Annotated in this window: 21 protein-coding genes; 6 read left to right on the top strand and 15 right to left on the bottom strand. The window is 69.1% G+C overall.

Annotated elements, in window-relative coordinates:
• Window positions 1-16 precede the first annotated feature (16 nt).
• From sigM to HQ314_RS10595, 4 genes are all read right to left on the bottom strand, one after another.
• Window positions 17-595, bottom strand: coding sequence for an RNA polymerase sigma factor SigM (gene sigM / locus HQ314_RS10610; protein ID WP_056440861.1), 579 nt, complete (start codon window positions 593-595; stop codon window positions 17-19).
• Window positions 596-671: 76 nt separating this feature from the next.
• Entirely contained in the window at window positions 672-4,493 is a 3,822-nt protein-coding gene (gene murJ, locus HQ314_RS10605; RefSeq protein ID WP_374197834.1) for a murein biosynthesis integral membrane protein MurJ, read from the bottom strand.
• 126 nt (window positions 4,494-4,619) lie between these two features.
• The gene (locus tag HQ314_RS10600; RefSeq protein WP_261781505.1) at window positions 4,620-7,034 is read right to left on the bottom strand and encodes a DUF6049 family protein; all 2,415 of its coding nucleotides are present in this window, start codon (window positions 7,032-7,034) and stop codon (window positions 4,620-4,622) included.
• Window positions 7,031-7,663, bottom strand: coding sequence for an NUDIX hydrolase (locus tag HQ314_RS10595; protein ID WP_222649985.1), 633 nt, complete (start codon window positions 7,661-7,663; stop codon window positions 7,031-7,033). The genes HQ314_RS10600 and HQ314_RS10595 overlap by 4 nt, the downstream gene beginning before the upstream one ends.
• 78 nt (window positions 7,664-7,741) lie before the next feature.
• Here HQ314_RS10595 and HQ314_RS10590 point away from each other — a divergent pair, with 78 nt between their 5' ends.
• Window positions 7,742-9,193, top strand: a complete 1,452-nt coding sequence (locus tag HQ314_RS10590) for a CCA tRNA nucleotidyltransferase (RefSeq protein ID WP_222649984.1) — start codon at window positions 7,742-7,744, stop codon at window positions 9,191-9,193.
• Here HQ314_RS10590 and HQ314_RS10585 read toward each other — a convergent pair.
• On the bottom strand, window positions 9,138-10,478 hold the full coding sequence (locus tag HQ314_RS10585) for an MFS transporter (RefSeq protein WP_308119346.1): 1,341 nt from the start codon (window positions 10,476-10,478) through the stop codon (window positions 9,138-9,140). The two genes, HQ314_RS10590 and HQ314_RS10585, sit on opposite strands and share 56 nt — an antisense overlap.
• Window positions 10,479-10,551: 73 nt before the next feature.
• On the opposite strand from HQ314_RS10585, the gene HQ314_RS10580 reads away from it, so the two are divergent.
• Window positions 10,552-11,157, top strand: a complete 606-nt coding sequence (locus tag HQ314_RS10580) for a YqgE/AlgH family protein (protein ID WP_027505973.1) — start codon at window positions 10,552-10,554, stop codon at window positions 11,155-11,157.
• Window positions 11,158-11,171: 14 nt separating this feature from the next.
• On the opposite strand, the gene HQ314_RS10575 is transcribed toward HQ314_RS10580, so the two are convergent.
• Together HQ314_RS10575 and HQ314_RS10570 are read right to left on the bottom strand one after the other, a co-directional pair.
• Window positions 11,172-12,548: a glutamate decarboxylase gene (locus tag HQ314_RS10575; RefSeq protein ID WP_222649983.1), complete on the bottom strand. Its 1,377-nt coding sequence runs from the start codon at window positions 12,546-12,548 to the stop codon at window positions 11,172-11,174.
• Window positions 12,549-12,597: 49 nt separating this feature from the next.
• Window positions 12,598-13,227, bottom strand: a complete 630-nt coding sequence (locus tag HQ314_RS10570; protein WP_222649982.1) for a UdgX family uracil-DNA binding protein — start codon at window positions 13,225-13,227, stop codon at window positions 12,598-12,600.
• Between the two features lie 73 nt (window positions 13,228-13,300).
• On the opposite strand from HQ314_RS10570, the gene HQ314_RS10565 reads away from it, so the two are divergent.
• Together HQ314_RS10565 and HQ314_RS10560 are read left to right on the top strand one after the other, a co-directional pair.
• A complete protein-coding gene (locus HQ314_RS10565; RefSeq protein ID WP_222649981.1) occupies window positions 13,301-14,194 on the top strand; it encodes an SDR family oxidoreductase in 894 nt (297 codons plus the stop codon).
• A gap of 82 nt (window positions 14,195-14,276) precedes the next feature.
• On the top strand, window positions 14,277-14,693 hold the full coding sequence (locus HQ314_RS10560) for a hypothetical protein (RefSeq protein WP_222649980.1): 417 nt from the start codon (window positions 14,277-14,279) through the stop codon (window positions 14,691-14,693).
• Here the strand turns inward: HQ314_RS10560 and HQ314_RS10555 are convergent.
• Both HQ314_RS10555 and HQ314_RS10550 read right to left on the bottom strand, forming a co-directional pair.
• Window positions 14,668-15,666: a bile acid:sodium symporter family protein gene (locus HQ314_RS10555; protein ID WP_308119345.1), complete on the bottom strand. Its 999-nt coding sequence runs from the start codon at window positions 15,664-15,666 to the stop codon at window positions 14,668-14,670. The genes HQ314_RS10560 and HQ314_RS10555 overlap by 26 nt on opposite strands.
• Before the next feature lies 1 nt (window position 15,667).
• Entirely contained in the window at window positions 15,668-16,081 is a 414-nt protein-coding gene (locus HQ314_RS10550) for an SdpI family protein (RefSeq protein WP_027505979.1), read from the bottom strand.
• 66 nt (window positions 16,082-16,147) lie between these two features.
• Here HQ314_RS10550 and leuS point away from each other — a divergent pair, with 66 nt between their 5' ends.
• The gene (leuS, locus tag HQ314_RS10545) at window positions 16,148-19,003 is read left to right on the top strand and encodes a leucine--tRNA ligase (protein WP_222649979.1); all 2,856 of its coding nucleotides are present in this window, start codon (window positions 16,148-16,150) and stop codon (window positions 19,001-19,003) included.
• A gap of 11 nt (window positions 19,004-19,014) precedes the next feature.
• Here the strand turns inward: leuS and HQ314_RS10540 are convergent, their stop codons facing one another.
• The 4 genes from HQ314_RS10540 to HQ314_RS10525 all read right to left on the bottom strand — a co-directional run bounded on the left by HQ314_RS10540 (window position 19,015) and on the right by HQ314_RS10525 (window position 22,984).
• Complete coding sequence (locus HQ314_RS10540) at window positions 19,015-19,809, bottom strand: DNA/RNA non-specific endonuclease (RefSeq protein WP_222649978.1); 795 nt, start codon at window positions 19,807-19,809, stop codon at window positions 19,015-19,017.
• Window positions 19,810-19,950: 141 nt separating this feature from the next.
• Window positions 19,951-21,456 carry a tripartite tricarboxylate transporter permease gene (locus tag HQ314_RS10535; protein WP_222649977.1) on the bottom strand — a complete coding sequence of 502 codons (1,506 nt, stop codon included), beginning with the start codon at window positions 21,454-21,456 and terminating at the stop codon, window positions 19,951-19,953.
• On the bottom strand, window positions 21,456-22,004 hold the full coding sequence (locus tag HQ314_RS10530) for a tripartite tricarboxylate transporter TctB family protein (RefSeq protein ID WP_027505982.1): 549 nt from the start codon (window positions 22,002-22,004) through the stop codon (window positions 21,456-21,458). The genes HQ314_RS10535 and HQ314_RS10530 overlap by 1 nt, the downstream gene beginning before the upstream one ends.
• Window positions 22,001-22,984 (bottom strand): tripartite tricarboxylate transporter substrate binding protein, encoded by a 984-nt coding sequence (locus HQ314_RS10525; protein WP_231476358.1) that lies wholly within the window; start codon window positions 22,982-22,984, stop codon window positions 22,001-22,003. Before HQ314_RS10525 ends, HQ314_RS10530 begins: the two co-directional genes overlap by 4 nt.
• Window positions 22,985-23,161: 177 nt before the next feature.
• Here HQ314_RS10525 and HQ314_RS10520 point away from each other — a divergent pair, with 177 nt between their 5' ends.
• Window positions 23,162-23,548, top strand: coding sequence for a universal stress protein (locus HQ314_RS10520; protein ID WP_027505984.1), 387 nt, complete (start codon window positions 23,162-23,164; stop codon window positions 23,546-23,548).
• 24 nt (window positions 23,549-23,572) lie between these two features.
• Here HQ314_RS10520 and HQ314_RS10515 read toward each other — a convergent pair whose 3' ends face one another.
• Both HQ314_RS10515 and HQ314_RS10510 read right to left on the bottom strand, forming a co-directional pair.
• Entirely contained in the window at window positions 23,573-24,244 is a 672-nt protein-coding gene (locus tag HQ314_RS10515) for an SDR family oxidoreductase (protein ID WP_027505985.1), read from the bottom strand.
• Window positions 24,245-24,253: 9 nt separating this feature from the next.
• The gene (locus HQ314_RS10510) at window positions 24,254-24,712 is read right to left on the bottom strand and encodes a MarR family winged helix-turn-helix transcriptional regulator (protein ID WP_027505986.1); all 459 of its coding nucleotides are present in this window, start codon (window positions 24,710-24,712) and stop codon (window positions 24,254-24,256) included.
• Window positions 24,713-24,736 lie beyond the last annotated feature (24 nt).

The raw sequence follows: 24,736 nt of genomic DNA, 5'->3' as shown, positions 1-24,736 counted from the left end.
GGGTCCCCGGTTCCCCTCACTCGTCCGAGTTCTGCACACGGACGGAGGCGAGGACGACGGCGAGCTTCTGACGGCCCCGGGCGCAACGGCTCTTGATCGTGCCGACGGGAACCCCGAGCGCCGCGGCGGCATCGGCGACGGAGTACCCCTCCATGTCGACGGCGACGATCGCGGCGCGCTGGTCGGGAGGGAGTGAGAACAGTGCCTTCTCGACGACGAGGGAGAGATCGACGTCGGCGTAGCGGTCGAAGGGATCGCGTGGCTCGCGGGTCTCCTCCCCGAGCGGCACGGTGGGTCGGACGCGATTGCGGCGGATGCGGTCGAGGCACGCGTTGACGACGATCCGGTGCAGCCAACTGCGGACGGCGGCGTCCGCACGGAACGAGGCGGCGGTGCGGTGCGCGGACAGCAGCGCCTCCTGGAGGGAGTCCGCCGCGTCCTCCGCGGAGTAGCTGGCCCTCCGTGCCGTGAGCCAGAGATGGTCCTGGTGGCGCCGTACGAGCACGGCGAAAGCCGTCGCGTCCCCCGCGATGTGCGCCGCGAGCAGCTCGCCGTCCGTGGCCTCACCACCCGCGACTCCCCCGATTTGTCGCACCCGCGGAGGCTAGCCCAGAAACGAACCGTCCGAGCTGGTCACGAAATCTGTTGTGACAGCGCACGACACGCGGCGATCAGGATGCTGCGGAGACCCCGATGTCCGCGATGGTGCTCTGGTTGCCGCCACCGGCTGTGCTGAGATCCGTGATCCAGAACAGCACGTACCGGACGGGTCCGTCGGGTGTGACGGCGATGTCGGTGAGGCCGTTGCCGAGCGTCGCGGACCCGATCACCTGGGTCTCGTCCAGGCTGGGTGTCGCGCTGGTGGCCGACCGGATCTCGACGACCGTGCCGGGCGACGGCGAGTTCACGTAGACGCTGGCGGGAGTGGTCTCCTGGTCGAGCGTCGCCATGATGCCGACGCCGGACTTGAGGGACGGGAACGGGTTGAAGTACGAGTCCGTCTCCCACACCGTCCCCGCGTCGTTGTCGGCCACGTTGTCGACGGTGCCCGGGTTGTCCGGGGTGCCCTGCGGCGAGAAGACGTCGACGGACGACAGAGCGACGGGCACGGTGGTCGGCGCGGGTGCCGCCTCTCCGGGCGCGGCCGGAGCCGACGCGGACGTCGTGAGCCCGAAGTTCTGCTCGGTGAGAGGTTCGTCGGAACCGCCGCCGGCGAACAGGTTGGCGAGCCACCAGCCGACGAGGCCGAGCACCACGACAGTGAGGACTCCGAGGCCCACCAACGCGGCGACCATGACGTTGGAGCGGTCCGCGGGCGGCTCGTCGTCGGGGTCGGCGAGTGCGTGACCGGTCGATCCGGGCGGCCGTTGACCCAGCCGCAGTGCGGGGATCATCTCGGTCTTCTCGTTGACCACCGCGGCCTGGCCGAGGATGTGCTGCACGGTGGCGGCGGTCCGGATGCCGCTGTTCTGCTCGAGGGCACGCACGGCGACGGCGGAGATCTCGAACGGTACGTCGGGGCGGATGTCGCGGGGCTCGACGGCCGCACCGGACGCCGTGCGATCGGCGATGCGCATCCCGCCGACGGTCGCGGGGCCCGACGGGTCGCACAGGGGCCACCGCGCGGTGATCAGGGCGTAGAGCATCGCGCCCAGTCCGCGTACGTCGGAGCCGGGATCGGCATCACCGAAGGTGGCCGGGAACGCGAGAACGGCGTCACCCTTGATGCTGATGCGCACACGGTCCGGGTGGTCGATGGACAGTGCGCCGCCGCCGCGATGGGCGGCCTCGGCCGCAGCGGCCAGCGACTTGATGGCGTTGGCGGCGCCCAGGGGCGACGGTTCCGTGTCGGCCATCTCGCGCAGGGATCGTCCGCGAGTCCACTCCGCGACGACGATGCCGCCCGAGCTGCCGCGGACGACGTCGAGGACGCGGGCGAGGCCGGGCGAGTTGATCCGGCCCAGGCGCAGAGTCCGGGACAGCACGGCCTGCGGGCCGTCGGCGCGCTCGGGGGCGTCGCCGGTCGATCGTTGGTCGGCGTCGACGAACGTCAGGGCCACCTCGCGGTCGAGCTTGACGTCGTGGGCCTGCCAGAACTTGAGGCCGCGTGCGCCGCCGTGCGGTGCGAGAAGGCGGTAGCGCCCGCCGGCGACCGACGCGCCGGGGATGAGCTTCGGTCCGCGCAACGGTGTGCGGGGCGACTCGGCGACGGGGACGGCCGGGGGCAGCGTGGGCGATCCGACCGGCATGACGCCGGTGTCGACGAGTCCGGACTCGGTCTCGTCGGCCGTGCGCTCGGTCTCGGTGACGTCGCCCTGGCCGGACACGTCGGGGCTCGACTCGATCGGATCCGTGGTGGACGCGTCGTGCTGCCGGTCGGTGTCCTCGGACGACCCGGTGGCGGCATCGGAGTCGGCGACGCGACGGTCGTCGGTGGACACGCCACCGGGCTGAGCGGCGTCCTCGGCCTCGGACGGCGTACGCCCCCGTGCACCCTCGTCGTCGGTCACTGACACTCCTTCGTCACTACTGGTCGTGAACGCGCCGGTGTACGCGGGGATGATCGTCGTCTCCGACTCGTCTCCGGTGTACATCGGCGTGCGGGAACCGCCGTGTGCTCGCGGGTCCACTCGCCTGTCAGGGTACGGGAGCCGACCCGCGCCGGTGGCCCGACCGAACCCCTCGGTCGGCCGACCCACCGGGGGCATGTCGGGGCCGCCGATCGCGGGGATCAACTCGGTCTCCGCGTACATCGGATCGGTCCCGACATGCGCTGTCGTCACAGGTCCGGACGTCACGGCCGGGGCGCGGCCGAGGCGACGCGCCACCGCGACGGTGATGGATTCGATTTCCGGGATCCGTGCCCGGTACAGGCACAGACCGGTGATCAGCAGCATGACTGCGCCGTCGAAAGCGACGCGGAGCAGCGCGCCCGGTCCGGTCAGACGGTCGAGCCCGAGGGCCGTGTCGGCCGCGAACACCGCGAGCATGCCGATCGCGGTGGAGATCAGCGTCGCCGCGACCGTGCGCCGGACTCCCGCGAGTCGTAGTTCGCCGAGGCTGCGACGCAGCAGCATCCATCCGATGATCGCCCCGGTGATGTAACCGAGACCGTTGGCCGCGCCGAGCAACAGGACCACGGATCGATCCGACGTCGCCAGGAACGGCGTCAGGGCGGACAGCGCGATCTTGACGCCGGTGATGCCGAGAACGATCCACGTGGGCGTCCACGCCTGCTCGCGGGCGTAGAAGACCCGCAGGTGGATCAGGACGAGCGAGTAGGGAACGAGGGTGAAGGCCGACCAGCTGACGGCTTCACCGAGTCGCTCGGCGTCGGCTGCGCCGAAGTTGCCGTAGCCGTACAGAGCCTCGCCGACCTGCGGGCCGGCCACGGTGAGGAAGCCGATGACCGGGATGAGCGCGAGCATGGTCATCCGGGTGGCCACCGACAGGTCGTCGACGACGGCCGGGGTGTCCTTGGCGGCGGCGTTGCGGCTGAGCCGGGGCATGATCGCCGTCAGCACCGTCACGCCGAGCACGCCGTACGGCAGCTGCAGCAGGATCCAGGCCTGGTTGTAGATGAGCGGGCCGGCGGGGTCGACGTGCGAGGAGATGCGCGTCGCGAACACCATGCCGGCCTGACTGATGACGACGTAGAGCACGATCGCGACGGCCATGCCGCCGAACTGACGCAGCCTGTCGTCGAGCCCCCACAGCGGGCGCAGATCGATCTTGTTGCGCCGCAGCGCGGGCACCAGGCTCAGGGCCTGGACCACGACGCCGAGCGTGATGCCGACGCCCAGCACCAGCAGCTTCGGGTCGCTGATGCGCACCGGATCGAGGGAGATCTCGCCCGGTACGAGTAGGTAGATCACCAGGACGGCGAGCACCACCAGGTTGTTGAGCACGGGTGCCCAGGCACCGGGCTTGAAGTTCTGCCGAGTGTTCAGGATCGCCGTGAACAGAGCGGAGAGGCCGTAGAACAGGATCGCGGGCAACAGCAGGAGAAGGAGTGCGGTGGTGAGGCCCGTGTTCACCTGGCCGTCCTCCGACAGGAAGACGTAGCGCGTGAGCAGTGGCGCCGCGGCCGTCGCCAGCACCGCCGCGAGGATCAGCATGGTCAGCGCAGCCGTGAAGAGCCTGCGCACGAAAGCACGGCCGTTGTCGGCGTCCTCGCTCTCCGCCCGCACCAGCACCGGCACGACGATGGCCGTCAGCACGGCACCGAGGACGAGCTCGGCGATCATGTTGGGGATGACACTCGCGACGGTGTACGACGTGGCGACGGTGGTGCCCAGCACCGTCACCAGCAGCAGTTGCTTGGCGAATCCGGTGATGCGGCTGATCAACGTCGCGAACGCGATCGCACCCGTCGCGGAGAGCAGGCGGGAGGAGCTGGAGCCGGACGCCGGCTGCGGTGACGCCGCGGCCGGGGGGATGCGGGTCGGGGCGGCAGGACGGACCGGGGGCGCGACGCTCGTGGGCACCATCATCGGATCCTGAGCCGCGTCGGAGCTGCGCTGCTGCGCCCCATCGGAGCTGCGCTCCCAGGGCGCGCGAGGCGCCCGCGGTACGGCGTCCCGTCGCCCGTGAGGAATGCTCCCCGTCATCGAGAATCCTTACTGTTCGTCGGCGGGATCCGGTTGGCCCCGGAACCGGTGCCACAACCGTCGGCCCGCGAGCAGCAGCAGGAGCGCACCGGCGCCTGCTGTGATGATCGCCAAAGCACGACCGTACGCATTGGACCGCACATTGACGGTCGCAGCCTGCCCGAGTCGCGTCCCGTCGGTGGTGCTCAGGGAGAACTCCACCACCATCTTGCGCGAATCGCTCACTCGAGCGGGGATCTGCAGAGAACGACTTCCCCGTGGGGGCAGCTGCTGCGGGCCGATGTTCTCGATCTGCATCGCGTCGGGCGCGTCGACCGCCAGGTCGACGGTGATGCCGATGGGCAGATCGTTCCGCGCGACCAACAGCAGCGGGCTGGCCTCCGAGGCGAGGGTGAAGACACCGCCGGGCGCGAGGATCGTCACGGATCCGTACAGCCGGTCCAGGCCGGCGGTGACGTCGGCGGCACGGCGGCGCGCGGCCTGATCCGACTCCCCGCGCTGCCCGCCTCGACGGTCCGACGTGGTCATCGCCCGCAGGAGATCCTCCCGGAGCGGAGCGACGTACAGCGCGGGCGAGATCGCGGCACGCGAATCGTCGATCAGCGCGGCCGCCAGCGCACCGATGCGGGCGTTCTGGGCAGCCACGACATCGCGGACATCGGCCGGTGCGCCGTCCTCCACGGCCGCGTCCGGGTAGTCCGACTCGGCCGCCTCCAGCGGAGGCGGGACCGCCAGCAGGTCGGACAGGGAGCGCGGCGTCGCGAGTCCGCTACGGAACAGGCCCGCGATGGTGCCGAGCACCGCGGAGGCCTCGTCGCGGTCGGGAGTCCAGGTCTGTGGCGGCGCGACGGTGAGTGATCGTGGGCCGTCCGTGGCAGCGACCGTGTCCGGGGCGCCGGCGTTCAGCGCGTCGAAGTGCAACGCGCCGAGCGCGTCCTGCAATCGGGCCGTGCGCGAGTCCTCGGCGACGTCGTACACCTGCTCACGCGGTGTCACGGACGGGGTCGTCGGGTGCTCGCCCACCGCGGACAGCGCGGTGGAGACCTCGGTGTCGTAGAGCGCGGCACGCAGCGGAGGGGTGCCCGCATCGGTCGCGAGGGTCACCGTGTCGGGCGTACTGACGGTCTGCACGGCGTCCTGTGCGAGCAGTGCGACCGTCCGGCCCGACGCCGCGACCATGGCCGCCCCCGCATCGTCGAGAGCACCCGCGTCCGGCCACAGGACGTCGCGGCGGGACGTGACTCCGAGGATCGAGTCGGCGACGTCCGCCGGCGTCGTGATCGCGGCAGAGGTCAGAACCGGGTCGGCCACGGCGGCGACGGCCGCGAGATCGGTCTGGGCGAACGGCACCGCGGTGACACACATCGAGGACGCGAGGGTGCGGACGCGATCGAGCCACGACGCGGCGGCGACGGCGCCGCTGCCCTCGGAGGCAGGGCCGGTGGGATCGGCCGGGTCGTCGACCACGAGGTAGCCCCGCGCCATGCTCGAGACGGTGACCAGCAGGTCGGGATCGACGGCGAGACATGTCGAGGACGCGAGTGCGCCCTCGGTGTCGACGGTCGGTCCGGTCGCGAACTCCAGTGCCGACACCAGTCCTTCGAGTCGACCGCCGGCGGAGAGCGAGGCGGCGAGGTCGTCGTCGTTCAGTCGCACCTCCTCGTCGACGGTGCCGGGCAGGCCCGCCGCCAGGTGTGGGCGGTCGGCCAGCGGCCAGAGCAGCGTCGTGGCGACGGGGCGTCCCGTGTCCGGTGGAAGCGGAACGGCATCGGGAGCGGCCGGATCGAGCACCGTGGTGTCCCGCGGCAGACCCGCGACGGGAAGTAGGAACGCGGCGTCGTCGAGCCGTGCCTCCTGCCCGTACTCGGGGTTGCCGTTGACGTTCACCATCATCGGATAGACACCCGGCCGATCCAGACGCAGCGACGGTCCGGTGGTCGAGCGCAGCGGCAGGGTCAGCTCGAACGGCAGCGTGTCGCCGCGTTGCAGCGCGGTGTCCGATCCGTCGCCGGTGAGCGACTCGAAGGGCCCGACCGTGTCGAAGCGGTCCTGATCCTCGGTGAGCGAGGTCCGGAGTTCGTCGGCCGTGCGTACCGCGGGTGCTCGCTGCAGCCGGACCGAGATGTCGCTGACCGCGCGGTCCCCGACGTTGGTCACCGTTCCCGTGACGGTGACGACCGGCGCACTGCTGGTGGAGACGGTGGTCGGCGTGACCTCGTCGACGGAGATCGACAGGAACGTGCCGTCGATCGAGGTGTCCGGTGGCGCCAGCGTGGCCGAGGGCGACGGTGTGCTCCGCGTCGTGGTGGTGTCGCTGGGCGGGGTGGAGGGTTGCGCTCCCGCGGGGACGGTCAGCCAGGCGAGCACGGCGAGGATCGCCATGACCACGGCGAGGCGCCGGGCCGTCGGTGCGGACCGGGTCATTCGGCGGCGGGAAGGTCGGAGACCGGTCGGGATGGTGCGGGAAGGTCGGAGACCGGTCGGGGGTTCTGCGTGTCGGCGGACTTCTCGCGCGCCATCGAGTCGATCATCTCGCCGGCTCGCTCGGCGAGCTTGCGCTCGTCGGCGTACGCGAGCCGGGAGTGCAGTTCGCTGAGCGGCACCCAAGCCACCTCGGTGACCTCGACGTCCTCGTCCGACAGTTCGCCGCCGAGGGATCGCAGCAGGTAGTGGTGGACGGTCTTGTGGACGCGTCGTCCCTCGGTCACGAACCAGTAGTCGATGCTTCCCAGGGGCGCGAGGACGGACCCGGTGATGCCGGTCTCCTCCTCCACTTCCCGCTCGGCGGTCTGCTCGGGCGTCTCGCCCTGCTCGATGTGACCCTTGGGCAGCGACCACAGCAGGCGGCCGCGTCGGTCGGTGCGACCGATGAGGGCGGCGCACAGTCCGTCGCGGGGTCCGTCGAGTCCGTCGACGACCAGGCCGCCGGCCGAGGTCTCCCGAACGGTGCGCAGTGTGGGTTTGTCGGCCCCTCGTGTTCCGGGGTCGGCGGCGGCACGAGGACGCCGTCGCACACCGCGACGTGTTCTCTTGGCTCGCTCGGCACCGGACACCCGATCGATACTAGTTCCGTCCGCCCTGCTCCCGGTGGGACGCACCGCGAAGTGCGCGCCTCGGTAGGGTGTGACGTCGTGCCTCCCCCGCCTGCCACCGATCCGGACCGCCGCGCACGGCTCCTCGCGTCGGGTGCCGTGGCCCTGCGCGCGCACGACGACATCCTCGGTCCACTGGGGTCGCTGTTCGCTGCGGCGGGCCACGAGTTGTACCTCGTCGGCGGGAGCGTCCGGGACGCTCTCCTGGGCCGCTTGAGCAGTGACCTCGACTTCACGACGAACGCTCTGCCCGAGCACGTGCAGGCGCTGCTGGCGGGCTGGGCCGACCATCAGTGGGACACCGGCATCGACTTCGGCACCGTCAGTGCGGTCAAGCACGGTCGGCAGATCGAGATCACGACGTTCCGGAGCGACAGGTACGACCGGGTGTCCCGGAATCCGATCGTGCAGTACGGCTCGACGCTCGAGGACGACCTGGTCCGGCGCGATTTCACGCTCAACGCCATGGCGGTGCGGATCGGGCCGGACGGGGCCGGCGAGTTCGTCGATCCCCTGGGTGGCCTGGACGCGCTGCTCGAGGGAGTCCTGGACACGCCGACCACCCCGGAGGCGTCCTTCGACGACGATCCGCTCCGGATGCTGCGCGCTGCGCGGTTCGTCGCCCAGCTCGGCTTCACGATGCTGCCGCGGGTCCGCGCGGCGATCGAGAACATGGCGGAGCAGATCGACCGGATCACGGTCGAGCGCGTCACCGCCGAGCTGGACAAGCTGATTCTCGGCGAGTTCGCCGTCGACGGCATCGACGCCCTGTGCGAGACGGGGATCGCGGCACGCATCCTCCCGGAGGTGCCGGCGATGACGCTCGAGATCGACGAGCATCACCAGCACAAGGACGTCTATCAGCACTCCCTCACGGTTCTGCAGCAGGCGATCGACCTCGAGGACGGCGATCCGGACCTGGTGCTCCGATGGGCGGCGCTGCTCCACGACATCGGCAAGCCCGACACCAAACGCAACGAGCCCGGCGGCGGGGTGAGCTTCCACCACCACGAGGTGGTGGGCGCCAAGATGGTGCGTCGCCGCCTGCGCGCACTGAAGTTCCCGAAGAAGCTGACCGACGACATCGCGCAGCTCGTCTTCCTGCATCTGCGCTTCCACGGCTACGGCAAAGGGCAGTGGACCGACTCGGCCGTGCGTCGTTACGTCACCGACGCCGGCGATCTGCTGCCCCGGCTGCACAAGCTGGTCCGCGCCGACTGCACCACCCGTAACAAGCGCCGTGCAGCGTCCCTGCAGGCGACGTACGACGATCTCGAGCGGCGTATCGCGGCACTCGCCGAGCAGGAGGACCTGGCCAGGGTGCGTCCGGATCTGGACGGCAACGCCATCATGCAACTGCTCGGCATTCCGGCCGGCCCGCAGGTGGGAGAGGCGTGGAAGTTCCTGAAGGAGCTCCGCCTCGATCGCGGGCCGCTCAGTCGTGAGGATGCGGAGAAGGAGCTCCTGGCGTGGTGGGCCGCGAGGTCCTGACGCCGATCCGGAGCGCGATAGCCGCTGCCGCCGCGTAGGCGACGACGCCGGCGACCACGCAGACGATGGCTGCGGACGTGTCGACCGCGGTCGACCCCGGACCGATCACGAGGGCCGCGCCCGCCACGGCGCCGACGAACGCCACGTTGAACACGGTGTCCTGCACTCCGAAGACGCGTCCGCGAGTGTCGTCGTCGATGTCCGTCTGCATGGCCGCGTCGGCGGTCAGCTTGACCGTCTGACCTGCGAACCCCAGGAGGAAGGCCGCGAGGATCAGCAGGTCCGGCACCAGTGCGACGACGAGGGTGGCCTGGGTGAGCGTGGCCAGGACCAGCGCACCGACCACTGTGCGCGTGCGGCCGAGGCGCGGCAGGAGAACGGGCGTGCCGAGTGCGGCGAGGAACATGCCCGCCGCGGCGGCACCCACCGTCAACCCGAAGCCCGCCACACCGCCGGGCAGGACGGACGAGCGCGCGCCCTCGCGCAGCACCAGCACCATGACGAGGGTGTCGATGCCGAAGGCAACCCGGTGGGCACCCACTCCCACCAGCGCGGCGGCGACGGACGGGGTACGGCGCACCGCGACGAAGCCGGACACCCAGTCGGCGAGAACGCGGCGGGTCGGGGCTGACACCGAGGCGGCGCCGGGACCCAGCCGTCCGGAAGCGAAGCCGCGCGCGAGGAGAGTCGCCGCGACGGCACCGACGGCGGACACGGCCGTCGCGAGGGCCGTGGCCCGATCCGACGGCCCGACGAGTCCGAGCACCAGGACAGCCACCGACGCGCCGACGGCGGAGACGACTGCGCCGACGGTGACCAGGGCGGCGTTGGTCGCGACGAGCGATCGCACCGGAACGACGTGCGGTAGCGACGCGGACAGGCCCGCCAGGACGAACCGGCTCACTCCGACGACGGCGAGGGCCGTGATCAGGACGGCCGTCGTCGAGGCGCCCGCGACGAGTTGCCCGGTGGCGCAGAGGATGAGGAGCGACTTCACGATGCCTGCGCGGGCGAGCACGGTCGCTCGATCGACGCGGTCGAGGATCCGCGCGGCGAACGGGCCGATCAGCGAGTACGGCAACAAAAGCACCGCGAAGCCGGCGGCGATCGCAGCGGGATCGCCGCCGCGCTGTGGGTCGAAGAGAATGGCGCCTCCGAGGGCGGCCTGGAACATGCCGTCGCCGAACTGAGAGGCGACACGCAGCGCGACCAGACGAGGTGCTCCGGGCTCGTGTCGGACGGATCGCAGCGCGTCGACGGCGCCGGTCCGCTCCGTTCGGGTCACGCGGGTGACACTAACCGCCGCCTCGGCGCGTCATCTCTCGCACTGTCGAGGCTGCCGGTGCCATGATGAGGAGGTGGCACACGCAGAAGAACCGGAGGACCGGACCGCGTCGGCCGATCAGGTGGTGCGGCCGGGATCGCTGCTGGTCTCGTCCACGGAACTCGTCGAACCGACGTTCCGTCGCACCGTGGTCTACATCATCGAGCACAACGACGCCGGCAGCCTGGGCGTCGTCATCAATCGGCCGAGCGAGACCGCTGTGCACAACGTGCTCCCGCAGTGGTCGGATCTCGCGGCGTCCCCGAAAGCGCTCTACGTGGGCGGACCCGTCAAACGCGACTCCGCACTGTGTCTGGCCACGCTGCGGTCCGGCGTGGACGTCGACGACGTGCGGGGCATCCGTCGAGTGGACGGCCGTGTCGTGATGGTCGACCTGGACTCCGACCCGGCTGCGATCGCCCCGCTGGTGGAGGGCATGCGCATCTTCGCCGGCTACTCGGGATGGACGCTCGGACAGCTCGAGGGAGAACTCGAGCGGGACGACTGGATGGTGGTCTCCGCGCTGCCGTCCGACGTCGTGGGCCCGCCGCGCGTCGATCTGTGGGCGCAGGTGTTGCGCCGTCAGCCGCTGCCGCTGGCGATGCTGGCGACCCACCCGATCGACGTCGACCGGAACTGAGACCGAAGTTCTCGTCAGTGGGCGAAGTGCCGAGCGTGCGAGTGCCCGTCGCCGTTGGTGGAGAGCGACGCCAGGACGGCGTCGATCGCTTCGCACAGCATCCTACCCAGGTCTGCCGAGAATCCTTCTCGCACAACGATTCTCAGGACCGAGACCGACTCGGCACGGGCCGGCATGGTGTACGCGGGAACCTGCCATCCGCGGGCGCGGAGTTCGTGAGAGACGTCGAAGACGGTGAAGCCGCAGTTCTCCCGCAGCGCGAATGCCACCACCGGGATGTCGGACCCGTCGGAGATGACGTCGACGTCGCCGTGCTCGCGCAGGTGGTCGGCGACGCGGGTCGCGGTCGAGCGCAGCGAGGTCATGACATCCGTGTAGCCGGCGCGGCCGAGGCGGAGGAAGTTGTAGTACTGACCGATCACCTGATTGCCCGGGCGTGAGAAGTTCAGGGTGAACGTCGGCATGTCACCGCCGAGGTAGTTGACGCGGAACACGAGGTCCTCGGGGAGGTCCTCCTTCTCGCGCCACACGACGAATCCCAGGCCGGGGTAGGTCAGTCCGTACTTGTGACCACTGGCGTTGACGGACTTCACGCGCGGCAACCGGAAGTCCCACACCAGATCCGGGTTCAGGAACGGGACCACGAAACCGCCGCTGGCACCGTCCACGTGAATGGGGACGTCCGGCCCGCCGGCCGCGGCGATCTCGTCGAGCACGGCCGAGATCTCCTCGACCGGTTCGAGTTCGCCGGTGAACGTGGTCCCGAGAATCGCGAGCACGCCGATGGTGTTCTCGTCGACGGCGTCGCGCACCTGGTCGGCCGTGACGACGTAGCGGCCCGGCTCCATGTCGAGGTACTTCGGCTCGACGTCGAAGTAGCGACAGAACTTCTCCCAGACCACCTGGACGTTCGTCCCCAACACGAGGTTGGGCCGACCGGTGTCCGCACCGGCCGCGGTCCGACGTGCGCGCCACCGCCATTTCAGTGCCAGACCGGCGAGCATGACGGCCTCGGACGAACCGATCGTCGAGACGCCCGTCGCGCTGGACGGATCGGTCGGGTCGAGCCCGGGCGCGTTCCAGAGATCCGCCACCATGTTGACGCACCGCTCCTCGATCGCCGCGGTGGCCGGGTACTCGTCCTTGTCGATCATGTTCTTGTCGAACGTCTCGGCCATCAGCTTCTCGGCCTCGGGCTCCATCCACGTGGTGACGAACGTGGCGAGGTTGAGGCGGGAACTGCCGTCGAGCATCAGCTCGTCGTGGATGAAGCGGTAGGTGACGTCGGGATCCATGCGGTCGTCCGGCAGTCGCAGCGCCGGAACGGGATCGTTGGCCAAGCGCCCGGTGTAGGCAGGAGAGATCGTTCCGTCGCGCGGGATTCTCGTCACGACGCCACGCTACTGCGGTGACCGGGGCGGTGCCTGTGAACTTCCGGTGTCATTCCAGAAGTGATGCGGCCACTCGCAGATCGGCGACGAGTGCGTCGAACGCGGCATCGCGTTCGTCGTCCGGCGCTCGGAGGACGGCCGACGGGTGCGCGGTGGCAACAGCTCTCGCCTCGCCCACCTCGAGTACGCGCCCCCGGTCGACACCGATCCGGAACGAGGTCCCCAGCATCGCCTGCGCCGCCGTCGCGCCGAGGAGGACCACGACGGACGGGTCGACGGCGCGGATCTCCGCCTCGAGCCATGGTTGACACGCGACGACCTCCGAGCGCAGCGGCTTCTTGTGGATGCGCCGCGGGCCGCGGTCGGCACGCGTGAATTTGAAGTGCTTGACCGCGTTGGTGACGAAGGTCAGCTCCCGGTCGATGTCCGCCTGCGCCAGAGCACGATTCAGGAGCGCACCCGCCGGGCCGACGAAGGGCTGTGCCCGTCGATCCTCCTGATCCCCCGGTTGCTCGCCGATGAGCATCATGCGAGCGGACGGGGTGCCGGCCCCGAACACCGTGTTCTCCGCGGGCTCCCACAGGTCGCATCCCCGGCAACTGCGGGCGGCGTCGGCGAGAACGCGGAGATCGTCGGACTCGGGCACGAAGGTGCCTGCGCCGGGAAACTTCGGGGCCATGTCTTCGGTGGTACCCGCCACGGACCCGGTGACACCTGTTTGGCACCCCCCACGGCCGGGGCATGCCACGGCGATGACCGACCAGTACACGTTCACCGATCCCGTCACCCAGTACCGACAGGACGGGTACCCCGAGCAGCACCAGGATCCGCCGGGCCTCGCCGCGGAACTCGAGCCCAAGGCCGACCACGGTGAGGGCAGCTACCGCGGCACCGGCCGGCTGACCGGGCGCAAGGCATTGGTCACCGGTGCGGACAGCGGCATCGGCCGCGCCGTCGCCATCGCGCTGGCCCGCGAGGGCGCCGACGTCGTTCTCAACTACCTGCCGTCGGAGGAGAAGGACGCGCAGGAGGTGGCCGACCTGGTGCGCACCGCCGGGCGGACGGCGGTACTCGCCCCCGCCGACCTCACGGACGAGTCCGCGGCTCGCGGCATCGTGCGCACCACCGTCGAGAAGCTCGGTGGCATAGACCTTCTCGTGAACGTCGCCGGCAAGCAGCAGTACGTCGAGAAGCTCGAGGACCTGAGCCCGGAGCAGTTCGACGCGACGTTCAAGACCAACGTGTACGCGCTGTTCTGGATCATCCAGGAAGCGGTTCCGCACATGCCGGCAGGCTCGACCATCGTCAACACGAGCTCGATCCAGGCCTACACGCCGTCACCGGGGCTCGTGGACTACGCGACGACCAAGATGGCGATCAACACGATGAGCAAGGCGCTGGCGCAGCAACTCGCTCCTCGTGGGATCCGCGTCAACGTCGTTGCTCCCGGCCCGTTCTGGACGCCCCTGCAGGCGTCCGGTGGACAGCCCACGTCGGCGCTGCCCGAGTTCGGCCAGGAGACGCCGCTCGGTCGTGCGGGTCAGCCCGCCGAGTTGGCCGGTGCCTACGTGTACCTCTCGTCGGCCGAGTCCGGGTACGTCACCGGCGACACGCTGAACGTCAACGGCGGCATGCCGACGCCGTAGTCGCCCGATCGTGGACTTCCGGCCCCGCATTCCGGGGTCGGGAGTCCACGATCACCGGAGCTCTCAGGCCTACCCTGGTGACATGACCGACTTCTCGTCCGACCAGGCCGCGTCGTTGCCCGATGCGGAGGTACTCGATCTCGTCGTCGCGCTCACGAGTGCCCGCCCGGCGCTGCGGGCGGTGTACGACGCCGCGCTGGGCCTCACCCCGGAAGCGTCCGTCGATCCCGACGTCGTGCCGCGCACCCCGTCGGTGACGGACATTCCTCAGATTCCCGTTGGAGGGGTTGCGACGGACCCGGGTTTCACCGACGCCGGAGTGCCCACCTTCGACTCGGTGCGTGAACGCATCGACGGGCGTTCGGGGCGCGCGGTGGGTTCCACCGAGCTGGACGCCGAGAGCGCGGTCGGACGTACCGAGGCGGAGAAGTTCGCCGAGCGGGAGCGGGCCGGCAAGGCGCGCCTCGACGAGATCAGGAAGTCGATGCAGCGTCCCTGATCGCCTCGCGCTCGTAGCGGCCCGCCAGGACTGCGCACACCACGAGTTGGATCTGGTGGAAGATCAGCAGGGGAAGCACGATCACTCCCACGGGTTGCCCGACGAAGAGCACGGAGGCGATCGCGATGCCGCTGGCCAGGCTCTTCTTCGAGCCACAGAACACCACGACGATGCGGTCGTCACGCGTCATGCGGAGCGCGCGCGCGATCCCGGCAGTCGCGGCGAGGACGATAACGAGCAGGGCGCTGCACAGGAGTACCACCGCCACGATCTGCCACGGCGTGGTGGCAGCCCAGACTCCGTCGACGCGCGACGCGCTGAACGCGGCGTAGACGATCAGGAGGATCGATCCGCGGTCGACGAGCAGCGTGGTGGACCGATGCCGCTCCACCCGTCCTGCGAGCCATCGCCTGGCGAACTGTCCGGCCACGAAGGGCAGCAGGAGCTGCAGCATGATGTCGACGATCGACCCGGCGTCGATGCTCGCTCCGCCCGTCGTGCTCATCAGCAGGACCACCAGCAGCGGCGTCGCGAACACTCCGATGATGTTGGACAGCGACGCGCTGACGACGGCGCCGGCGACGTTGCCGCGGGCGATCGAGGTGAAGGCGATCGACGACTGGATCGTGGACGGAACGAGGCAGAGGTAGAGCATCCCGGTGTACAGATCGGCGGTCAGCAGTCCCGGCGCGAGCACCCGTACGCCGAGCCCGAGGAGCGGGAACAGCAGGTACGTGCAGGCGAGAACCAGTCCGTGCAGCCGCCAGTGCCGGACGCCGTCCATGGCGTCACGCGGAGACAGTCTGATTCCGTACAGGAAGAACAGCAGGGCGATGCCGATCGTGGTGACCCACGACAGGACGTCCGCTGCGGTGCCGGAGACCGGGAACACGGTGGCCGCGATGGCAGCAGCGAAGATCGCGAGGACGAAGCCGTCGAGCGCTCTGATGGTACCTGTCAGGGAGAACGCCACGTCAGGACGGCTGGCACGCGTCCTTGAGGCTGCACGAGATGCAGCTGTGGCCGCATCCACCGGTCTCCTCGACCGGCACTGCGGCCGCGGCGCGGGTGCCCATGGCACCGCCGTACGCAGCGGTGACGAGCGCGGCGACGGTGGTCAGCACGGCGGCGACCACGCCGAAGATGCCGCCCGGCGCGAGGGTCGCCACTGCGCCGACCAGCAGGAAGACCGCGGCGGCGGCCGTCGTCGGGCCGGCGACTCGGTTGGCGACGGTGAACGTCTCGTCCGAGCGCATGCTCGCTTCCGTTCGGACTCCGGCGACGGAGTTGCGCTTCAAGCGGCCGGTCAGACCGAGGAACGCCACCGCGCCCAGCGCCACGGCGCCGACGAGGAGTACGAGCAGAAGGATCACGGACACGACAATCACGAGCGCCACTTTACGGCGTCGTGGCCGGGCGTCCGCGTGCGGATCGTCACGCTTTACGCTGGTCGGGTGAGTGAACACGGCGACATCTCCCCCGACACGACCCCCGGCCACCGCTACACGGCGGATCTGGCGGGTTCCCTCGAGTCGCGCTGGCAGGAGCGGTGGGCCGCCGAGGGGACGTTCGACGCACCCAATCCGGTGGGCGAGCTCAGCACCGGCGATCCGGTTCCGACCGACAAGTTGTTCGTGCAGGACATGTTCCCATACCCGTCCGGCAGCGGTCTGCACGTCGGCCACCCGCTCGGTTACATCGCGACGGACGTGTTCGCCCGCTACCACCGCATGCAGGGCCGCAACGTGCTGCACACGCTGGGTTACGACGCCTTCGGCCTGCCCGCCGAGCAGTACGCGGTGCAGACGGGAACGCACCCGCGCACCACCACCGAGGCGAACATCGCCAACATGCGCCGGCAGCTGGGGCGGCTGGGACTCGGTCACGACACCCGCCGCTCGCTCGCCACGACGGACGTCGACTTCTATCACTGGACGCAGTGGATCTTCCTGCAGATCTTCGATTCCTGGTACGACACCGAGGCCGGTAAAGCACGACGGATCGTCGAGCTCGAGGAGGAGTTCACCTCCGGTGCTCGGACTCTGGACGACGGGCGTGCATGGGCCGATCTCTCGGTCTCCGAGCGTCGCGACGTCATCGACGGTCATCGTCTGGTCTACCAGTCCAACTCGCTGGTCAACTGGTGCCCCGGTCTGGGCACCGTGCTGGCCAACGAGGAGGTCACCGCCGACGGTCGCAGCGACCGCGGCAACTTCCCGGTGTTCCGGAAGAACCTGCGCCAGTGGATGATGCGGATCACCGCATACTCCGACCGGTTGATCGACGACCTGGATCTGCTTGATTGGCCGGACAAGGTCAAGACGATGCAGCGCAACTGGATCGGGCGCTCCCGCGGCGCCGAGGTGACGTTCGTCGCCGGTCTGCCGCACGGGTCCGGCACCGCCGACATCGACGTGTTCACCACCCGCCCCGACACGCTCTTCGGCGCCACCTACGTGGTGCTGGCACCCGAACACCCGCTGGTGGACGACATCACGGCGGCGGCATGGCCGACGGACACCGACGAGCGCTGGACGCACGGTGAGGGAACTCCCGTGCTCGCGGTCGGTGCGTACCGTCGTGCGATCGCAGCCAAGTCGGACCTCGAGCGCCAGGAGAACAAGGAGAAGACCGGTGTGTTCACCGGCGCCTTCGCCGTCAACCCCGTCAACGGCGCGTCGGTGCCGGTCTTCATCGCCGACTACGTCCTGACCGGCTACGGCACCGGTGCCATCATGGCCGTCCCGGGTCACGACCAGCGTGACTGGGAGTTCGCCACGAAGTTCGGACTGCCTGTGGTGCAGGTCATCTCGGGTGGCGCGGTCGACGAGTCCGCGTGGACCGGCGACGGCGAGCTGATCAACTCCGATTTCCTGGACGGCCTCACCGTCGACGCGGCCAAGGCGCGTGTCATCGAGCACCTCGAGTCCGAGGGCCGCGGCAGGGGCACCATCCAGTACAAGCTGCGCGACTGGCTGTTCGCCCGTCAGCGGTACTGGGGCGAGCCCTTCCCGGTGGTGTACGACGCGGAGGGCAAGGCGCACCCGTTGCCGGATTCTGCTCTGCCGGTGGAACTTCCGGAGGTGGAGGACTACGCACCCGTGTCGTTCGACCCGGACGACGCGAACAGTGAGCCGTCTCCCCCGTTGGCGAAGGCGACCGACTGGGTGAACGTCGAGCTCGACCTGGGCGACGGGCTGCAGACGTACACGCGCGACACCAATGTAATGCCGCAGTGGGCCGGTAGCTCGTGGTACCAGCTGCGCTACATCGATCCGACCAACTCCGAGCAGATGTGCGCTCCGGAGAACGAGGCGTACTGGATGGGACCGCGCCCCGACGTTCACGGCGAGAACGACCCCGGCGGCCTCGACCTCTACGTCGGCGGCGTGGAACACGCTGTGCTGCACCTGCTGTACGCGCGGTTCTGGCACAAGGTGCTGTTTGACCTGGGGCACGTCAGCTCGAAGGAGCCGTACCGCCGCCTGTACAACCAGGGGTACATCCAGGCGTACGCGTTCACCGACGCGCGCGGCGTCTACGTCGCGGCCGACGAGGTGGAGGAGCGCGACGGCGGGTACTTCCACGACGGGCAGCCCGTCACTCGTGAGTACGGGAAGATGGGCAAGTCCCTGAAGAACTCCGTCTCCCCCGACGAGATCTTCACCGAGTACGGCGCGGACACCCTGCGCATGTACGAGATGTCGATGGGTCCGTTGGACACGTCCCGGCCGTGGGCGACCAAGGACGTCGTCGGCGCGCACCGTTTCCTGCAGCGCGTCTGGCGTCTGGTGGTCGACGAGGAGACCGGCGCCGTCCGGACCACCGACGCGACGCCGAGCGACGCCACGCTGAAGGCTCTCAACCGGACCGTCGAGGGTGTCGACGCGGATTACGCTGCGCTGCGCGACAACACGGCCGGCGCGAAGCTCATCGAGTACACCAACCACCTCACGAAGGAGTACCCGCAGGGCGCACCTCGGGACGCCGTCGAGCCGTTGGTGCTGATGCTGGCTCCTCTCGCACCACACATCGCCGAGGAACTGTGGAACACGTTGGGACACAGCGAGTCACTGGCTCACGGTCCCTTCCCCACGGTCGACGAGAAGTGGCTCGTGGACGACACGGTGGACTACCCGATCCAGGTCAACGGCAAGGTGCGCAGTCGCATCACGGTGGCGGCCGACGCGTCCCGTGAGGACGTGCAGGCGGTGGCCCTGGCCGACGAGAAGATCGTCGCGCTTCTCGACGGCAAGGATCCGAAGAAGGTCATCGTCGTACCGGGCAGAATGGTGAACATCGTTCTCTAGCTCGACCGACCTCACCACACCAGGTCGTCGGCTCCCTCGATCTCACGCCATTCGACGGGCCGGACGCCGGGAACCAGGGCGAGGCGATCGGCCGCCGTCAGCTCGGCCATCGCCAGGCTGGTCGCAGCGGCGATGTCGGTGATCGGCACCTGATACGTGCGGTACGCCCCGAGCGGGGGGATGTCGCTCGCCAGGACGCCGCGTTCGAGAATGGGTGCCAGCGACTCCGACTGGTCGAGCACGTAGCCGGTCGCGGCGAGCACGTCGTTCTGCCACCAGGCCGCGATCTTGAAGAAGCGCCGCGGGATCGCGACACCGCGGTAGACGGGGTCGTCCTCGGCGAACACGCAACCGCTGAAGACGGAGATCGTCTGCCCGTACGTCCGCGCGTGCTCGAGTACGTAGTCCTCGAGGCCGAGCCAGAGAGTCTTGGACTGGTTCAGCGTGGCCGTCTGCGGTCCGCACACCGTGTAGTGGAACGTGTCCTCGTTGGCCTGCTCGGCGACGTCACGCGAACCCCACACCGGGTCGCGTCGTCGTACGAGGTGCCCACGGTCGACGTCGTTGTTCGCGTACAGCTCCGGGCCCGCCTGCGCGGTCGCCGGCAGTCGCGGATCGAGGCGCCAGTCGTCGCCGCGGTCCACCTCCTGCAACGCGCCGCCGTCGATGTTCACCGCGGTCACGGCGGCGAGGCGCCGTTCGGTGTCCATCGACACGGAGAAGTGCGTGTAGGTCAGGACGGTCAGGTCCGGCCGGGCGGGGAGCGGCAGCGGGGTGGTGGACAGGAAGGTCTCGTCGTATCCCATGCTGTCATTCAGCCACGGTGGGGTGACACGGGGGTGAACACCCACGAACCCCCCGCGAGTACGTCCTGACTGTCGTGATCAGCAGCTGGATCACGACACTGTCGACGTACTCGCGAGGGGTGAGGGATGAAGCAGGGTGCTCTAGAAGTCCACCTTCGCCCGCGACCGCACCTTCGTCACGACGGAGAAGACCACCGCGATGACCATCAGCGTGTACAGGACGACAGTGATGCCACTGCCGACGAGGACGGAGACGTCCCCTTCACTGACGGCCAGGGCTCGTCGCAGCGAATCCTCGGCGAGCGGTCCCAGGATGACGGCGATGAGCACCGGCGCCAACGGGATTCCGAAACGGCGCAGCATGAATCCGATGATGCCGAGTCCGAGCATGGCGATGAGGTCCACTATCGAGGCGCTCACCGCGTAGACGCCGAGCGAGGCGAACACGGTGATGCCGGCGTACAGGTAGTTCTTGGGGATCTTGAGCAGCTGCGCCCACAGTGGGGCGAACGGCAGGTTCAGGATCAGCAGGACCACCATGCCGACGAAGAGGCTGGCGAGCAGTGCCCAGACGACCTCACCGTTCCGCTCGAACAGCAACGGTCCCGGTTGGATCCCGTACTGCTGGAACGCTGCGAGCAGGATCGCTGCCGTCGCCGACGTGGGGAGCCCGAGGGCGAGAAGTGCACCCATCGCGGTACCGGCGGTGGAGTTGCCGGCGGCTTCCGGTCCGGCGACGCCGCGGATCGCGCCCTTGCCGAACATCGGGTTCTTGCTGCGTCGGTCCAAGCGGCGCTCGGTGCCGTAGGCCAGGAAGCTCGGCACCTCGGCGCCGCCGGCGGGGATGACGCCGAATGGGACACCGAATGCGGTGCCGCGCAACCATGCAGGCATCGCTTCGCGGAACTCTGCCTTGCTCAGGAAGGGTCGACCCTTCGACGGGATCAGCGTGTTGTCGTCGGGCTTGCCGATCTTCGAGGCGATGAAGATGACCTCGCCGAGGGCGAGCATCGCGACGGTGATGACCACCACGGAGATGCCGTCGAACAGTGCGGGTACCTCGAACGTGAACCGTGATGCGCCGGAGGGTCCGTCGATACCGATGACGGCGAGTGTCAGGCCGATCAGCAGTGCGCTCAGACCCTTGAGGACGGAGTCGGACACCACTGCGGACGTCGCGATGAAGGCGAACACCGCCAGGGCGAAGTACTCCGCGGGTCCGAAGTTCGTGGCCAGGTCGGCGAGCGTCGGGGCGAAGAACACCACCAGGGTGGTAGCGATGATGCCGCCGATGAAGGCGCCGATGGCGGAGGTGGCCAACGCTTGTGGGGCGCGGCCGTTCTTCGCCATGCGGTGCCCCTCGAACGTTCCCGCGATCGCCGTGCTGTTTCCGGGGGTGTTCATGAGGATGCCGGAGATCGAGTCACCGAACAGGCCGCCGAAGTAGACGCCGGCGAACATGATGAGCGCCGAGGTGGGCTCGAGGGTGAACGTCACGGGTAGGAGCAGGGCGACAGCCATGGCCGATCCGAGACCGGGAAGGACACCCACCGCGGTGCCGAGCAGGGCGCCGACGACGACCCACACGATGTTCATGGGCGTCAGCGCGGTGCCGAAGCCGTCGATGAGATTGGAGAGTGCGTCCATCAGAACACCGCCGCGAGGATGCCGCCGGGCAACGTGAGCCCGAGTCCACCGGAGAAGACAAGCTGGACGACGGACGACATGACCAGCGCCACACCGGCGTCGAAGACGTACCGGGTGCCGCCGAGTCCGATCGAGACGCCCCAGAACAGCAGCGCACCGGCGAGCACCCATCCCAGCGGATTCAGCAGGGCGATGAACAGGGCGATCGAGCCGACGGTGATGCCGACGGAGCGCCAGTTGGACACGGTCCCGGTGTTCGGCTCGCCGGCCTCGTCGACGCCGAGGTCGACCTCGTCCGGAGTGCGCAGCAGTTGAACCGCGACGAGCACGGCGATCACGAAGCACAGTCCCGCGATGATGGCCGGGAAGACCTGCGGGCCGGGCGATGTCGCGGTGTCGGGTACGTCCATGGTGACGGTGCCGTAGATCAGGAACAGGCCGAGGGCGACGAGAAGCCCCGACACCACCAGTCCGCTCCGGCCGTGGAGGAAACCACGATCGGTATCGGGCGGCGTTTCCGCCCGCGTGGTCGAAACACTCTCACTCATACCAGGCCCAACTCTCGGAGGATGTCGGTGATGCGGGTCTGTTCGACCTCGAGGAAGTCACCGAAGTCGTCCCCGGTGACGAAGGACGGCTTCCACCGGTTGCGCTCGATGGCGGTGTCCCACTGTTCGGTCTCCTGCATCTCGGTGACGATCTCGATCAACGTCTGCCTGTCGGTGTCCGAGATGCCGGGAGGTGCGACGAATCCGCGCCAGTTGACCAGGTCGACGTCGTACCCGAGTTCCTTGAACGTCGGGGTGTCGATCCCCTCGACGGGCTCGGGTGCCGCCACCGCGAGGGCGCGGACGTTCCCGGATTCGATCTGGTCGCGGAAGTCGTTGTATCCGCTGACGGCGATGCCGACGGTGTTGGACAACAGCGAGGTCAGCACCTCACCACCGCCGGAGAACGCGATGTAGTTGATCGCTGCCGGATCGATGTCGACCTGCTGTGCCAGCTGGCCGGAGACGATGTGGTCGATACCGCCGAGCGAGCCGCCGCCGATGGGGAGACCGCCGGGGTTGGCCCGCCATGCGGCGATGAAGTCCTCGAGGTTCTGGTACGGCGAGTCTCGCGGTACGACGAAGACCTCGAAGTCCTCGGCCATCTTGGCGATGGGCACGGTGTCCTGCAGGGTGATGTCGGAATCGTTGATCGCGATACCGCCGAGCATGACCGTGCCGGTCACCATGACCGTGGTCGACTGGCCCGTGAGATTCTCGAGCTGACTGAGCCCGATGGTCCCGCCGGCTCCGGGGACGTTCACCACCTGGGCGTTGTTCACGATGCCGTCGGAACGGAGTGCTTGCTGCGACTCACGCGCCACCAGGTCCCATCCACCTCCCGCGGCGGCGGGAGCGATCAGGGTCAACTTGGCGCGGGCGTCGGATCCGCTGGCGCTGCCGGCCGCGTCGATGCCGGCGACGGCGACGACGGCGACGACAGCGAGCGTGCCGAGCGCGCGCTTCACTGTGATCTGCATGGGCACGACAACTCAGGAGTGGTTTCGGTCACATCAGGAGGCTAGGTTCTGGATGTCCGAATAGTCCAGGGAATCCGAGTTGTGGCCATAGTGTGCACGGACGAATACCGCGAAACGTACGTCGCCGCGACGGAATCTCGGTGAACCTGGAGTCTCCCCGATGTGAAAGGCACCGTCATGACCGTTGCAGTAGCGATGAATTCGACACCCGAAGGCCGTGAGGCGCTCGTGCAGGGACAGGCGGAGGCGACGCTGAGGGGAACCGATCTCGTCGTCCTGTCGGTGATCGACGCCGATTCGGTCACCACCGCCCACCGCGACGCAGCCGAGGCGCAGGCACGTCAGGTGCTGGGAGAGAACTCCTTCACGGTGCGCGTCGAACCCGACGGCGGCGATCCGGCGGGGGCTCTCGTCGATCTGGTCTCGGATGTCGGTGCCACGCTGGTGATCATCGGATCACGTCGCCGAAGCGCGGTCGGGAAGTTCCTGACCGGCAGCACGGTTCAGCGCGTGTTGCTCGACAGTCCGGTCCCCGTGCTGGTTGTCAAGGCGAACGAGCACTGAGTCACGCTCGCCCCTGATTCCCGATCACCGTGTGCGCAGGACGATCTCGGTGGGATGCGCATCGGCAGGGGTGTCCACGGCCTGGCGGACGGCGCGGGCGACGGTCTCGACGGTGAGGTACTTCGAGGCGTCGTACTCGTCGCCCTCGCCCGCGACGATCGCGCGCTGCATGTCGGTGTCGATGCGCCCCGGGTGGACGGACGTCACGCGCAGGGTCGGCTCCTCGAGGCGCAGTGCGTCGCCGAACGCCCGCAGCGCGAACTTGCTCGCGGCGTAGGCACTCCACCCCGGGTTGGCCCTGATGCCGGCGCCCGAGTTGATCAACACGACGTGGCCGCCGGCTGCTCGGAGCGCGGGCAGCAGGAGGCGGGTGAGCTCGGCCACCGCGAAGACGTTGGCCTCGAACGTGTGTCGCCAGTCCGCGAGCGTCAGCGTCTCCACCGTGCCGAGGTCGGCGACGCCCGCGTTGTGCACCAGGACGTCGAGGCTCGTGATGTCCGCGGTGGCCGCGGCGAGAGCGTCCGCATCGGTGAGGTCGACGGGCCACGGCCGCGCGCTGATCAGTTCGTCGGAGATGCCCGCGACGGAGTCGGCCGTCGATCCCCCGACCCAGACGTCGTGATCGGCGGACAACAGGCGAGCGATTCCCGCTCCCAGTCCGCGGGCGGCTCCGGTGACGAGTGCTGTGCGTGGCATACAGCGAGGCTATCCGGCGCCCTTCTGGATGTGCGTCCGCATGTCCGAGTACGCCCTCGCGAAGGTCGCGACGTCGTCGTCGGTGAGGACGTCGAACATCGACGCCCGGACGGCGCCGACATGGCCGGGGCTCGACGCCGCGAGCTTGTCCATACCCGCGTCGGTGAGTTCCGCGAGCATCCCCCGACGGTCGTCCTCGCACTCGACGCGGACGACCCAACCGGCGTCGACGAGTCGGGTGATCGCCCGGGTGACGCCACTGCGGGTGGTGGTCACCGCATCGGCCAGGTCGCGCATCCGCATCTGTCGGCCGGGTGCCTCCGAGAGCACGACGAGCAGCTCGAAGTCGGTGAAGGAGATCCCGGAATCGCGCGTGAGCTGCCGATCGAGCGTCTGCATCAGCAGACGCGTCGCGTCGAGGTACGAGCGCCAGGCGCGCTGCTCGTCCTCGGTCAGCCACTGAGTCATGACACGAGTCTACCCAAGTAGTTG

The sequence above is a fragment of the Rhodococcus sp. BP-332 genome (assembly GCF_019836065.1).
GTDB lineage: Bacteria > Actinomycetota > Actinomycetes > Mycobacteriales > Mycobacteriaceae > Rhodococcoides.
The sequence above is the reverse complement of the archived record's forward strand: the minus strand, read 5'-3'. Positions and strand labels throughout refer to the sequence as shown.